This is a genomic window from Vibrio sp. RM-69-4 (genome assembly GCF_024743775.1).
In the GTDB taxonomy this organism is placed as follows: Bacteria; Pseudomonadota; Gammaproteobacteria; order Enterobacterales; family Vibrionaceae; genus Vibrio; species Vibrio anguillarum.
The window spans coordinates 1029677-1042945 of sequence record NZ_JAMQXI010000076.1 but is presented as its reverse complement, the minus strand read 5'-3'; the positions used below and the strand labels follow the sequence as shown (position 1 = coordinate 1042945).

Annotated in this window: 14 protein-coding genes; 11 read left to right on the top strand and 3 right to left on the bottom strand. The window is 42.3% G+C overall.

The genetic code is table 11. The annotated features are described in order from the left end of the window. Positions 1-39 precede the first annotated feature (39 nt). From NB504_RS16880 to ttcA, 7 genes are all read left to right on the top strand, one after another. A complete protein-coding gene (locus NB504_RS16880; RefSeq protein ID WP_258429377.1) occupies positions 40-519 on the top strand; it encodes a FixH family protein in 480 nt (159 codons plus the stop codon). A 3-nt stretch (positions 520-522) separates the two neighbouring features. Continuing rightward, positions 523-2895: a heavy metal translocating P-type ATPase gene (locus tag NB504_RS16875; protein ID WP_258429376.1), complete on the top strand. Its 2373-nt coding sequence runs from the start codon at positions 523-525 to the stop codon at positions 2893-2895. Further along, positions 2896-3066, top strand: a complete 171-nt coding sequence (ccoS, locus tag NB504_RS16870; RefSeq protein WP_013856892.1) for a cbb3-type cytochrome oxidase assembly protein CcoS — start codon at positions 2896-2898, stop codon at positions 3064-3066. It begins immediately after the preceding gene. Next, the gene (locus NB504_RS16865) at positions 3063-3743 is read left to right on the top strand and encodes a sulfite exporter TauE/SafE family protein (RefSeq protein ID WP_013856891.1); all 681 of its coding nucleotides are present in this window, start codon (positions 3063-3065) and stop codon (positions 3741-3743) included. Before ccoS ends, NB504_RS16865 begins: the two co-directional genes overlap by 4 nt. An 88-nt stretch (positions 3744-3831) precedes the next feature. After that, complete coding sequence (locus NB504_RS16860; protein WP_010320258.1) at positions 3832-4584, top strand: FNR family transcription factor; 753 nt, start codon at positions 3832-3834, stop codon at positions 4582-4584. Positions 4585-4711: 127 nt separating this feature from the next. After that, entirely contained in the window at positions 4712-5659 is a 948-nt protein-coding gene (gene uspE / locus NB504_RS16855) for a universal stress protein UspE (RefSeq protein WP_013856890.1), read from the top strand. A 142-nt stretch (positions 5660-5801) separates the two neighbouring features. After that, positions 5802-6734, top strand: coding sequence for a tRNA 2-thiocytidine(32) synthetase TtcA (gene ttcA / locus NB504_RS16850; RefSeq protein ID WP_013856889.1), 933 nt, complete (start codon positions 5802-5804; stop codon positions 6732-6734). 66 nt (positions 6735-6800) lie between these two features. On the opposite strand, the gene NB504_RS16845 is transcribed toward ttcA, so the two are convergent. From NB504_RS16845 to NB504_RS16835, 3 genes are read right to left on the bottom strand one after another with little or no spacing between them, the layout of a single operon-like run. Next, positions 6801-7463, bottom strand: coding sequence for a DUF2987 domain-containing protein (locus NB504_RS16845; protein ID WP_258429375.1), 663 nt, complete (start codon positions 7461-7463; stop codon positions 6801-6803). Positions 7464-7465: 2 nt separating this feature from the next. Further along, positions 7466-8272 (bottom strand): glucosaminidase domain-containing protein, encoded by an 807-nt coding sequence (locus NB504_RS16840; protein ID WP_129532484.1) that lies wholly within the window; start codon positions 8270-8272, stop codon positions 7466-7468. Beyond that, entirely contained in the window at positions 8265-9056 is a 792-nt protein-coding gene (locus tag NB504_RS16835; protein ID WP_258429374.1) for a hypothetical protein, read from the bottom strand. The genes NB504_RS16840 and NB504_RS16835 overlap by 8 nt, the downstream gene beginning before the upstream one ends. Before the next feature lie 319 nt (positions 9057-9375). On the opposite strand from NB504_RS16835, the gene potA reads away from it, so the two are divergent. The 4 genes from potA to NB504_RS16815 all read left to right on the top strand — a co-directional run bounded on the left by potA (position 9376) and on the right by NB504_RS16815 (position 13264). After that, positions 9376-10512 carry a spermidine/putrescine ABC transporter ATP-binding protein PotA gene (gene potA / locus NB504_RS16830; protein WP_010320264.1) on the top strand — a complete coding sequence of 379 codons (1137 nt, stop codon included), beginning with the start codon at positions 9376-9378 and terminating at the stop codon, positions 10510-10512. After that, a complete protein-coding gene (gene potB, locus NB504_RS16825; protein WP_026027331.1) occupies positions 10496-11353 on the top strand; it encodes a spermidine/putrescine ABC transporter permease PotB in 858 nt (285 codons plus the stop codon). The genes potA and potB overlap by 17 nt, the downstream gene beginning before the upstream one ends. Next, positions 11353-12123, top strand: a complete 771-nt coding sequence (potC, locus tag NB504_RS16820) for a spermidine/putrescine ABC transporter permease PotC (protein WP_013856883.1) — start codon at positions 11353-11355, stop codon at positions 12121-12123. The genes potB and potC overlap by 1 nt, the downstream gene beginning before the upstream one ends. Positions 12124-12229: 106 nt before the next feature. Next, positions 12230-13264: an extracellular solute-binding protein gene (locus tag NB504_RS16815; protein WP_026027330.1), complete on the top strand. Its 1035-nt coding sequence runs from the start codon at positions 12230-12232 to the stop codon at positions 13262-13264. Positions 13265-13269 lie beyond the last annotated feature (5 nt).

The window sequence follows — 13269 nt, the reverse complement described above, 5'->3', positions numbered from 1 at the left end:
TTAATAAGCCTTCTTTATTTTGTTGTTGAGAACTTTTTTATGGTAACTCCTTGGTATAAACAATTCTGGCCGTGGTTTCTGATCATCTTACCGTTAACTGTGGTGATATGGACGATTGCAACGGTTATCGTCTTTTCTCAGAATTCAGTGTCATTGGTGACAGAGGATTACTACAAAAAAGGCAAAGGCATTAATATTGACCTATCAAAAATTAACGAAGCGAAAGCATTAAAGCTCAGCTCGGAAGTCTACTCTGAGGGTAATGATATTATCTTCAAATTTAATAAAGGTGAGCTTGAACACTACCCCGCGATTAAAATGATGTTTGCTCATCGGACACTGCCAGACCGTGATTTCACACAAATTGTCGCATCGGATGCACAAGGTATATATCGCATTACCCTGCCTGCCCCGTTACAAGGCCCTTGGTTCATCGAACTCACTCCTCACAATGAGGAGTGGTTAATCCAAGGTCGAGTAACGTTTCCAATGCCAACTTCTACTCAATTAATGAATTAAACTATGTGCAAAGCGTGTTACCACTGTGGTGAAGATGTACCAGCCAACACGGACTATAAAGTTGATATTCTAGGTGAAAGCAGAGATATGTGTTGTCCCGGTTGTGAAACCGTGGCTAAAACCATTGTAGAGAGTGGCCTAGTATCTTATTACCAATACCGAACGACCACTGCAGATAAAGTGGAGCTTGTGCCAGAGCAGCTCAAAGCACTCATTCATTATGATAATGATGATGTACAAGCAGAGTTCGTTCGTAACGACCACGAAACGTCCGAAGTGACGTTATCGTTAGAAGGTGTTTCCTGTGCGGCTTGTGCTTGGTTAATTGAAAAACAACTCTCTCATAAAAATGGGGTAATTTCGATAAGGGTCAATACCACTACCAACCGTGCTTTACTCAGTTGGGATAAGACACAAACACGACTCAGTGAATTACTCTCCACTATTCATAAATTAGGTTATAAGGCTGCCCCTTTTGAAGCAGACGCACATGAGGCAGCCTACCATCAATCAATGAAGCAATATCTTTATCGCTTGGGTATTGCAGGTCTAGCCACCATGCAAGTGATGATGCTTGCTGTGGCGCTCTATCTTGAGGTCTTCGGTGATCTTGATTCTGAGTTTCGCAATTATTTTCGTTGGGTTAGCTTGATCTTTGCAACCCCCGTACTTTTATACTCTGCCCTTCCCTTTTACCTCAATGCTTGGCGAAGCATTAGAGGCAGAACATTAGGTATGGATGTCCCTGTTTCTATCGCTCTTATTTTTGCGTATGTTGCTAGTCTGATAGCGACAGTGACCGAACAAGGCGAAGTCTTTTTTGAATCCATTTCAATGTTTACCTTTTTCTTACTGGTTGGACGATTTTTAGAGATGCGGGCGCGTAGAAAAGCCGCGGCGGCTAGCGGCAATTTACTGAAATTGATCCCTGCGGTTGCAACTACGTTGGATGGCCGTCAAGTGCCTGTAAAAACTCTAGCTCTTGGTGATCGAATTCGCGTGTTGCCTGGAGAACACGTCCCTGCTGATGGGCGAGTGTTGAATGGGCGTATTCATATTAATGAATCAATGTTGACCGGTGAATCAGTACCCGTTGTCAAAACAGTCGGTGATGCTGTTTTTGCTGGTACATTAAATGGCGATGAGTCTTTCGAGTTGGAAGTCACTACATCTAAAGCGGATTCCGTTATTTCCAATATTGTTAGACTGCAAGATGAAGCTCAAATGTCTAAGCCTAAGATTGCAGAAATTGCTGATATTGTCGCGAGATATTTTGTGGCTGTAATTTTGATTATTGCAGCAGCCACTTGGTTTTATTGGCACCAGACAAAACCTGAAGATGCATTTTGGATCATGTTAGCGGTCTTGGTGGCAACCTGCCCGTGCGCGCTTTCTCTTGCCACCCCCACAGCCATCACTTGCGCTACATCACGAATGGGTGACTTTGGTATTTTATTGAGAAAAAACCATGTCTTTGAAACACTTTGTAAAGTTAACCATTTGATTATTGATAAAACGGGAACGTTGACACGTGGTGATATCGAAATTAGTGACGTTGAGTTGCATGGTGATATAGACGAAAACCATTGTTTGGCGCTAGCCGCTGCTTTGGAGCATCATGCCAATCACCCCATTGCCAGAGCGTTTGCGCAATATCGTAATGACGAGTTTCGTGTTGAGCATGTGCAGAATATGATTGGGTCTGGTATTCAAGGTAAATATTTAGGCGGCGATGTTCGTATCGGCAGTGCCGAATTTGTTTTGAACGACATCAGTGACGATCGAGCAAATCGTATTTATCTGTCGCTCAACGGGCAACACATTGCGACCTTCACGTACCGCGATCCTATCCGTAGTGAAGCGAAACAATTTATCGATCGTTTTCATCAGGAAGGAATTAAGATCACGCTATTAACGGGGGATTCTCAAGTTAATGCCCAAAGTGTGGCCGCTGAAATGGATATCGATATTGTCGTATCGAATGCCAAACCAGAAGATAAACTGAGTTACTTAAAGTCGTTACCAGATGATGATATCACCATGATGATTGGCGATGGCATTAATGATGCGCCAACGCTTGCTGGTGCGCACTTATCAGTCGCTATGGGTGGTGGAACCGATGTCGCAAAAGCATCCGCTGATATGGTTTTACTTGGTGATAAACTCGACAGATTATTGGAAGCCAGAAGCTTAGCGTTAAAAGCTCGCAAAATCATTCGGGAAAATTTAGCGTGGTCACTTGGATACAATATTATTGTTTTGCCACTCGCCGTTGCAGGGCTGGTTGCTCCTTACATTGCCGTCGTGGGCATGTCGGCGAGTTCGATTATTGTGGTATCTAATTCTCTTCGACTACTCAAAAAGAGGGATAAGTAGATGGAAAGTCTTTATATATTGATCCCCATAGCGATCGTTTTGGTTACGATCGCCGTCATCATCTTTTTATGGGCAGTAAAGAGCGAACAGTTTGAAGATTTAGAACGCCAAGGACACAATATTTTGTTTGATGAAGATGAACTTACCTCATCAAAAGAAGAGAAAAAATGACCGCAGATTGGATTGGTGCTTTTTTTATCGGTTTACTTGGAGCTGGCCACTGTATGGGAATGTGTGGCGGAATTGCTTCTCTTTTGACCTTAGGTGAAAAACGCAGTGATCGACTCCCAATACTGCTTGTTTTTTACAACCTTGGGCGTATTGCCAGCTATATGTTGTTTGGCGGTTTATTAGGAGGCCTCGCCGCCTCGCTATCCGAATTCTCTACACTTAATCATGCGTTGATTTGGTTGAGGCTCATTGCGGCAGGCCTAATGATTGTACTTGGATTATATGTTGGGCGTTGGTGGTTTGGTCTGTTGAAGCTGGAGAAGGTTGGGCAAAAAATCTGGAGTTTTATTTCGCCTTTTGGGCAATCATTGCTCCCGCTTAGGAAAACGTGGTTCGCTCTCCCTTTTGGGTTTATCTGGGGATGGTTACCTTGTGGGCTAGTTTACTCGGTACTGACTTGGTCTGTGGTGTCCGGTAGTGCGCTGTCTGGGGCACTGGTTATGGCCTCTTTTGGTTTGGGAACCTTACCTGCGATGCTTCTTGTTGGTTACGGAGCGACCCGTTTGAAGAACATTCAACAATCATTCATATTTCGTCATTTTGCTGCGATTTTTATCATACTCTATGGTCTATACACGGGTTATGGAGCAGTGAGTATTTTATCATCTACGTGGTAGCTGTCTGATTTATGGCATCTTTTTTCGCTATCCTTTAGGGGTAATGGGTGCTAAAATATTGATGTACATCAAAAAGTGAAAGGTTGTTATGATTTCTGATAAGCCAGCGGCAAAGCGCATTCAATCTGGTGGTTGTGCAATTCACTGTCAAGATTGCAGCATTAGCCAGCTTTGTATTCCTTTTACTCTCAATGAATCTGAACTTGATCAACTTGATCAAATTATTGAGCGTAAAAAACCTATCCAAAAGGGCCAAGAGCTATTTAAAGCTGGTGACGACCTTAAGTCTCTCTACGCTATTCGCTCAGGTACAATTAAAAGTTATACCATTACTGAGCAAGGTGATGAACAAATCACTGCGTTTCATTTAGCGGGTGATTTAGTTGGTTTTGACGCGATCACTGATGATTCTCATCCTAGCTTTGCTCAGGCTCTAGAAACATCAATGGTATGCGAAATACCCTACGAAATTCTTGATGATCTTTCGGGTAAAATGCCTAAGTTACGTCAGCAAATTATGCGCTTGATGAGTAATGAAATTAAGGGTGACCAAGAGATGATTCTTCTGCTATCTAAAAAGAATGCAGAAGAAAGATTGGCGGCTTTTCTTTATAACTTGTCGACTCGTTTCTCTCAGCGCGGCTTTAGCCCTAGAGAGTTTCGTCTGACAATGACTCGTGGTGATATCGGTAATTACCTTGGTCTCACTGTTGAAACGATCAGTCGTCTACTCGGCCGTTTTCAGAAGTCTGAAATCCTTAGCGTTAAAGGCAAATACATCACAATCCTTGACCATGACCAACTGATGGAACTGGCAGGCGTATCTAAAGAAACTAAGTAACTTCAATGAGGTAGCTCTTAAATGAGCTACGTCATACTTCTGTTAAAAACTCTCTTTTTTTCTAAAATTCTCGCTGGTTATGAGCTAAAGTAACTCTAACGCCCTCCTCCATAATTAAGGAGTCGATATGAGTATTTATAGCAAGATTCTGGTAGTTGCTGACATCAACCACGATGAACAACCCGCCCTTGCCAGAGCCATACAGTTAGCGCAGCAAAGCACGTCTTCTAGCCACATTACATTTTTTCTATCTATTTATGATTTCTCTTATGACATGACGTCGATGCTCTCTGTTGATGAGCGTGATGCTATGCGACGTGGTGTTATCCATCAGCGCGAGCAATGGATGAGGAAAGTAGCTGAACCGTATATTGATAGTTCGATCCAATTTGAAGTGAAAGTGGTGTGGCATAACCGCCCTTATGAAGCGATTATTGCTGAGATATTTTACGGAGAACATGACATTCTGATCAAAGGGACGCGTAAGCATGATGTCCTGGAATCCGTTATTTTTACACCGACAGATTGGCACTTATTGCGTAAATGCCCAACTCCAGTGCTATTGGTTAAAAATTCAGATTGGCCACAGAATGCGAATATAATCGCTTCGGTACATGTGGGGTCAGAAAATCCGGCTCATATTGATTTAAATGATTGCATGGTTGAACAACTAAAAAGCCTCACCACTCGTTTAGGTGCGACGCCTTATCTGGTGAATTCATACCCTATTACGCCTGCGAATATTACCATTGAGTTGCCCGAGTTTGATCCAATGACCTACACTGATGCTGTTCGTGGTCACCACTTGATGGCAATGAAAGCATTGCGACAAAAGCATGGTATAGATGAATCGCAAACACTTGTAGAGCAAGGCTTGCCTGAAGACGTCATTCCTCAAGCAGCTGAAAAACTCAATGCGGCGATGGTTATTCTTGGTACGACCGGGCGTACAGGGTTATCGGCAGTATTTATTGGCAACACGGCAGAACAAGTCATTGATAAAATTAACTGTGATGTTTTAGCATTAAAGCCGCATGGCTACGTGAGCCCTTTAGATCCTAAAACCTCTATTTAAAATGGCCCGATCTATCATCGATCCCCCTTGTCATAGACGAGGGGGATTTTTTATCTTCCTTACTTGTTAGATCTGGCATCTGCGCTATTTATCCGTATCATACGCACTCTATTTTGTTTTAAAGATTAAAGACCAGACACTGATGACTGAGCAAATTCAAGAGCGCACCAAAGCTCAACAATATAATTTCAATAAACTTCAGAAGCGTATCCGTCGTAATACGGGTCAAGCCATTGCTGACTTTAATATGATTGAAGATGGCGACCGTATTATGGTATGTCTTTCTGGCGGTAAAGATAGCTTTACCATGCTGGATATTCTGATGAGCCTTCAGAAAAGTGCCCCTGTTAGCTTTGAGCTTATTGCCGTGAATCTTGATCAAAAACAGCCCGGATTTCCTGAACACATTCTGCCGCAGTACTTAGAGCAACTAGGCGTTGAATATAAAATTGTCGAAGAAGACACGTATTCTATTGTTCAAGATAAGATCCCTGAAGGGAAAACCACCTGCTCACTTTGTTCACGCTTACGCCGCGGTATTTTGTACCGTACAGCCAAAGAACTCGGTGCGACGAAAATTGCGTTAGGCCATCACCGTGATGACATTCTAGAAACGCTATTTTTGAACATGTTTTATGGTGGAAAGATCAAAGGAATGCCACCTAAACTTGTGTCTGATAACGGTGAACATGTGGTAATTCGCCCTCTAGCCTACTGTCGTGAAAAAGACATTATCAAATATGCGAACATGCGAGAGTATCCGATTATTCCATGTAATCTATGTGGCTCTCAGCCAAACATGCAACGTCAAAACATTAAGCAAATGCTAAATGGCTGGGATAAACAGTTCCCTGGGCGCATCGAGACCATGTTTAGTGCAATGCAAAATGTAGTGCCTAGCCATTTGGCTGATTTCAAGTTGTTTGACTTTAAGTCGATTAACCGTGATTCAGGCGTTATTAATGGCGGCGACATTGGTTTTGATAAAGAAGAGATGCCAATCCTAGCGCTCGAAGATGAGGATAGCGTGATGGAGTTTGATCCTAGTTTGAAGTTGGATGTCACCAATCTTTGATATTCCTACAAAGATAAAACGAGTAAGGGCTGCGAATGCAGCCCTATTGATATTAGCCCAACATGTCTAATGTTTCGCTTTGGGAAGATAAGGTAACACGCGAACCGTTTCTTGTGGCAACTGCATCGATCCACCTTCACCCAGCTGACTGAGCTCCACTTGGGCTTTGCCATCTTCTATGTTAATGGTTTCGCCGTTACTCAACTGAATGAGCGAATTCAAATTATTGGCAAATTCGAGTGTGACACCAGAAACATCGGGTGTGAACCAACTCGCAAACATCCCGCCGAGCTCTTCCAGTAATTTTTGCATCTGAGGTAATAAGATGGCGACCTGCTGGTAAGATATTTCTCCTTTGAACTGCTCTTTTGCCATAACAACAGTCGAAAAGTCACAACGCATATCTTGAGGAGTATCGACAAACACTAACGGATTCGCTTGCCGTAAATGCTCGTCTAAAGGAAGTAGTAGCTCGTGGTTGCTACTGACTTTCAACGCTTCATAGTGCTTTTCTTTTTCCATCCAAGCCTTCTCTATTGGGCAGAGCTGCTTGGTATTGGCATTAAGGAAATAATAAGCGACTTTGACATTAGGGTACTCTTCTTTCACGTTATTTTTCATTGCTGAAAACAACTTGGAGTATGTAAACATATACTCTTGAGCGTTAACGGGAAATGAGTTAGCAAGGCATAGCGTTGTCAGTAATAAGGTAAGTGTTCTTTTTTTCATTATTATTCTGTCCAGAAAGGCTGATTGTGACGCATCATAGATTGAAGATCTTGCACATAAGCTTCTCCGCGCTCTGAGTATTTCAGTAAGCCATTGGTCATCTCCATGGCACTGTCGGCACTCAATAAATCGGCATTATTTTTTCTTAATCGAAAACGAATCTCTCGTAAATCATGATAAGCGGAGTTGCGGTTAACATTCATGAAGTAACTGTGGATTGACTCTTGAACAGAACCAAAACTCGCCACTTCGTGAGTCATACCTTCCACGCGTTGCAAAGGTACCAACCCACACCCTACACTGTAACACCATTGACCGAAATAGTTGTTTCCTTCCGTTGCAAAGCGAGAGGTTCCCCAAGCCGATTCATTCGCTGCCTGGGTCAAGACTAACGCTTCGGGTAAAACGTCAACTCGATGCAGCATGTTTTCTAGCCATGCGCTAGTGATGTCTTCTGCAGGAATCGGTACTTCATATCGCTTAGAGAGTTTTTGCGCCTCACTATAGTCACTTTTGGCTATCTGATTGCTTAGATGATGTTGTGCAATCCTCTCTAATATTTCACGCTCTCGCAAAACACGTAAATTTTCCCAAGCTATCCCTGGTTTTAAGAAAGAAAAAAAAGCATGCTTTTTCTCATTCACATCATCGATGGCTGAGAAGTCAGGCGCTTTGCCAATAGCTCTTGCACCTTGCAAAGATGGAATGTCGCTTTTGTAAGTCGTCTCAGTTGAGGTTTGCTTGACGTAATAAACGCTGCAGCTCACAACCACGAGCGAGATGGCGGTAAGTAAGATTATTTTACGCATTGAACACCTGAGAATTTGGATTATTGTCGGATTGATTAGTCGCTATGATCTTTAGTTTGATGCCAAACATATTGCGATAAATAATCCCTTTAGCATGGAAGAAGAAAGGTAATACAAAAATGAAACCTATCCCATAAAAGAGCGCGGCGGCAACGAACATCAGCATGATCACGGAATAAATCACGGCAATAGGAACGATTTTTTTATTGACTGCGCGTAAGGATAATAGCAGTGATTGCATAGGTGGAACCCGTTTTTCGCAGATCAATAAGATGGATTGGCTAAACGCAATACTCAAATACATTGATAGCAATGGGAAAATCATTCCTGCTACACCTTGCAGTAATAAGCTGAATAGCGTTGCTAAAATCACTGGGATGGTGAACTGTAATCCCTTACCTATATGTCTTGGCTGTGTTCTTAACCCAGCGACATGACTCATCGCCATCAAGCTCACGCCAGCATAAATAGGTGCACTAACGACCTCATAGCTAAAATTAGCCACAAAAATAGCTTGCACAATATTGCCTGTGAAAGCTTCTGGTGTTTCTAACGCATCCAAGATTAGTGATGGATCACCCAGTTGCAATTTTAAAGCAATATAGAAGATCGCAAGCTGCACAAATAAAAGAATCACGATGGAAGGAGAAAAGGAGATAAATTGCTTGATCGTACAATCCCATGCCTCTTTGAGCACGGCGTTGACGTTTAGCTCGTAATCTCCCTTGAGCGCATGCTCTACACTACCACCTAAATTGAAATCTTTTTCAATATCATTATTCATAAAATGTCCTAGGCAACGGAAAAGCAAGTTGCCTGTATTTGGGTCACAAAGTTATTGTCATTATACTGCAATACACTCTAGTCCAAAATCAGAAGCCTAATCTGATCTTGCATTATTATGTGTTTGGTTGATAATTAACCACTTGAAAGCATTGAACAGTTAGTTAGTTCTGTATGGTAATCAATCTTTACTGCTACCTACAAAACTTTTTCTGTATCAATATAAGAAAACGCTTTGAATTCACTCTTTTGGTGATTATGATGCGCGCCTCAATTGTGTATAGCGACAGGTCGTAAGATAGGCATCCCTATAGACCAAGGTGGGAGAAAAACAGACGTTGAACGTAAAAAAATCAGTAGGAAAACCAGTAGTTCGTCTTTCTGGTATCAGTAAAAGTTTCGATGGTAAGGAAATCATTGGCAACCTAAACCTTGATGTTAATCATGGCGAATTCTTAACGATACTTGGTCCTTCTGGCTGTGGTAAAACAACAGTACTAAGAATGATTGCAGGTTTTGAAACCGCAGATCAAGGTTCAATTACTCTTGATAATCAAGATGTTACAAAAGTTCCTGCTGAACAGAGACACGTTAACACCGTCTTTCAAAGCTATGCACTTTTCCCACATATGACAGTATTTGAAAATGTCGCGTTTGGTTTGCGTATGCAAAAAGTGCCAACGGCGGACATTGAACCCCGTGTGATGGAAGCACTGCGGATGGTACGTCTCGACGCGATGGCCCAGCGTAAACCAAGTCAACTTTCTGGTGGTCAACAACAACGTATCGCGATCGCGCGTGCCGTTGTTAATAAACCTAAGGTTCTGTTGCTAGACGAATCTTTATCCGCGCTTGACTATAAACTTCGTAAGCAGATGCAAATGGAGCTTAAGCAGCTTCAACGTCAGCTTGGGATCACCTTTATCTTCGTTACACACGATCAAGAAGAAGCTTTATCAATGTCGGATCGCATTATTGTTATGCGTGAAGGGAAAATTGAGCAAGATGGCTCTCCACGTGAAATTTACGAAGACCCTAAAAACCTATTTGTTGCCCGCTTCATCGGTGAGATCAACGTATTTAATGCTGAAACGATCGAACGAATTGACGATAAGCGTATTCGTGCACATATCGAAGGTGTTGAAGCGGTGGTTTACCACGATCAAAATGTACAACCCGGACACAAACTACAAGTTTTGCTGCGTCCTGAAGATCTTCGCATCGAAGAGATTAAAGAGTCAGAAGAAAAAGGCATTGTTGGACACGTGACAGAACGTACCTACAAAGGCATGACTCTAGAATCTGTAGTCGAATTGGAAGAATCAGGCATGCGCGTGACGGTTAGCGAATTCTTTAACGAAGATGATCCTGATGTGGACCATTCTCTCGGTCAGAAAGTCGCTATCACTTGGGTTGAAAGCTGGGAGGTAGTACTCGATGATGAGCAAGAAGCTTAATCTTCAAAATGCTATTATCACATTGATTGTTGGGTGGTTAGTGCTGTTTGTGCTAATCCCTAACGTTATGATAATTGGTACTAGCTTTTTGACTCGCGATGAAGCCAACTTAATTGAAATGACCTTCACGCTTGATAACTATACACGCTTATTGGATCCACTTTACGCCAAAGTGCTCATGCACTCTTTCTATATGGCAATTGTGGCTACCCTTCTCTGCTTGGTTATTGGTTATCCATTTGCTTACATTGTCGCAAAAATGCCACAAAAATGGCGTCCAATTATGCTGTTTTTGGTGATTGTTCCTTTTTGGACGAACTCTCTTATCCGTACCTACGGATTAAAAATAGTGCTGGGTACGCAAGGCATCCTAAACCAAGCTTTAATGGCTTTAGACATCATAGACAAACCACTGCGTATTATGTACACCGAGACAGCGGTAATGATTGGCTTGGTTTACATCTTGCTGCCTTTTATGATTCTTCCGCTCTATTCTGCTATTGAAAAATTGGACGATACCTACATTGAAGCCGCGCGAGATCTAGGGGCAAATAAGCTTCAAACTTTGCTGAAGGTAGTATTGCCATTGACCATGCCGGGTATCATCGGGGGCTGCTTGTTGGTGTTACTGCCAGCATTAGGTATGTTCTATATTGCTGACTTACTCGGTGGCGCGAAAAACCTGCTGATTGGTAACGTGATTAAGAGCCAAGTATTGAATGCTCGTGATTGGCCATTTGGCGCCGCGACCAGCATTGCCTTGACTCTGGCGATGGCTGTAATGCTTTATGCATACTATCGTGCTGGTAAGTTATTGAATAAGAAAGTGGAGCTAGACTAATGGGCAAAACAGTTAGATTTAGCTTTATGAGTTTAGTGTATGTATTTCTATACCTACCGATCATAGTGCTGATTGTAAATTCATTTAATGACAACAAATTTGGTATTAAATGGGGCGGTTTCACTACTAAGTGGTACCACGCGCTAGTTGCAAACGACAGCTTAGTTCAGGCCGCATGGCACTCGCTGAATGTAGCGGTTTTTTCAGCCACAGCAGCGACGCTGATTGGCAGTTTAACTGCTGTAGCTCTTTTTCGTTATCAATTTAAAGGTAAACGTGCAGTTAATGGTATGTTGTTTGTTGTGATGATGTCCCCAGATATTGTCATGGCAATTTCGCTACTTGCGCTATTCTTAGTGTTAGGTGCTCAGCTAGGTTTTCTTACTTTGTTGATTGCACACATTACATTCTGCTTACCTTTCGTTGTTGTGACTGTTTACAGTCGCCTCAACGGATTTGATGTAAAGATGCTCGAAGCTGCCAAAGATCTCGGTGCTGGCGAGTGGGTGATTTTGACCAAAATCATTTTGCCATTAGCGAAACCGGCAGTTGCGGCTGGTTGGTTGCTGAGTTTCACACTGTCATTAGATGATGTGATCATTAGCTCGTTTGTAACCGGCCCTACTTACGAGATTTTACCATTGAAGATTTATTCTATGGTTAAAGTTGGCATTTCCCCAGAAGTTAACGCTCTGGCGACCGTGATGTTAGTTGTCTCATTGGCTCTAGTAATCACATCACAGTTGTTAGCAAGGGAAAAAGTGAAGTAGAATCGACATCTTGTAATACATTACGCGAAACAGAATGACAAATCGTCATTCTGTTTTTCTATCTAACGCCTAAAAATAGGCAACGTTTGGTTTGGAGCTAACGTCAATGAAAAAATGGGCTACTCTATTAGCTGGTAGTGCATGTGCGCTTTCTTTGTTCTCTGGAGCAGTAACAGCGGATGAAAACAAGGAACTAGTATTCATGAACTGGGGGCCGTACATTAACAGTGGTCTTCTGGAGCAGTTTACTAAAGAGACCGGCATCAAAGTGATTTATTCAACTTATGAGTCGAATGAAACTTTGTATGCAAAGCTAAAAACACACAACCAAGGTTATGATCTTGTTGTTCCATCCACCTACTTCGTTTCTAAAATGCGCGATGAAGGTATGTTACAAAAGATTGATAAGTCCAAATTAAGCAACTTTAAAAACCTTGATAACAACTATTTGAATAAACCTTACGATCCAAATAATGATTATTCAATTCCACACGTGGTTGCTATCACTGGGCTTGCGGTTAATACCGATATGTATGATCCCAATGATTTCCAAAGCTGGGGTGACCTATGGAACCCAGAGTTGAAAGGCCAGCTAATGTTGATGGATGATACTCGTGAGGTATTCCACATTGCCCTTCGTAAGTTAGGTTACTCAGGTAACACTACGGATGAAAAGCAAATTGATGAGGCCTACGCTGAGCTGCAAAAACTAATGCCTAATGTATTGGTATTTAACTCAGATAACCCTGCCGCTCCTTACCTCTCTGGTGAAGTTGGCTTAGGTATGCTGTGGAATGGCTCTGCAGCAGCTGCGCAAAAAGAAGGCTTGCCAATTAAGCTTGTTTTCCCTAAAGAAGGCGGTATCGGTTGGGTTGACAACTTTGCTATCAGTTCTGGTGCCAAAAACGTAGAAGCCGCACATATGATGATCGACTTCTTGCTACGTCCAGAAATTGCAGAACAAATTTCTCGCGACACGGGTTATTTAACTGGCGTGAAAGCGTCTAATGAGAAATTTAAAGACAGCCCTGCTCTTTTCCCATCTCAAGATGATTTAGATCGTGTTGAATGGCAATCTGCCGTTGGTGAAAAAACTGTGCAGTATGAAGATTACTTTATGAAGTTAAAAGCGGGTCAATAATTCCG

Bases quoted from the DNA above. Each gene is read 5' to 3' on its own strand.
- NB504_RS16880 (WP_258429377.1), top strand. From the start codon at position 40: ATGGTAACTCCTTGGTATAAACAATTCTGGCCGTGGTTTCTGATCATC.
- NB504_RS16875 (WP_258429376.1), top strand. From the start codon at position 523: ATGTGCAAAGCGTGTTACCACTGTGGTGAAGATGTACCAGCCAACACG.
- ccoS (WP_013856892.1), top strand. From the start codon at position 2,896: ATGGAAAGTCTTTATATATTGATCCCCATAGCGATCGTTTTGGTTACG.
- NB504_RS16865 (WP_013856891.1), top strand. From the start codon at position 3,063: ATGACCGCAGATTGGATTGGTGCTTTTTTTATCGGTTTACTTGGAGCT.
- NB504_RS16860 (WP_010320258.1), top strand. From the start codon at position 3,832: ATGATTTCTGATAAGCCAGCGGCAAAGCGCATTCAATCTGGTGGTTGT.
- uspE (WP_013856890.1), top strand. From the start codon at position 4,712: ATGAGTATTTATAGCAAGATTCTGGTAGTTGCTGACATCAACCACGAT.
- ttcA (WP_013856889.1), top strand. From the start codon at position 5,802: ATGACTGAGCAAATTCAAGAGCGCACCAAAGCTCAACAATATAATTTC.
- NB504_RS16845 (WP_258429375.1), bottom strand. From the start codon at position 7,463: ATGAAAAAAAGAACACTTACCTTATTACTGACAACGCTATGCCTTGCT.
- NB504_RS16840 (WP_129532484.1), bottom strand. From the start codon at position 8,272: ATGCGTAAAATAATCTTACTTACCGCCATCTCGCTCGTGGTTGTGAGC.
- NB504_RS16835 (WP_258429374.1), bottom strand. From the start codon at position 9,056: ATGAATAATGATATTGAAAAAGATTTCAATTTAGGTGGTAGTGTAGAG.
- potB (WP_026027331.1), top strand. From the start codon at position 10,496: ATGAGCAAGAAGCTTAATCTTCAAAATGCTATTATCACATTGATTGTT.
- potC (WP_013856883.1), top strand. From the start codon at position 11,353: ATGGGCAAAACAGTTAGATTTAGCTTTATGAGTTTAGTGTATGTATTT.
- NB504_RS16815 (WP_026027330.1), top strand. From the start codon at position 12,230: ATGAAAAAATGGGCTACTCTATTAGCTGGTAGTGCATGTGCGCTTTCT.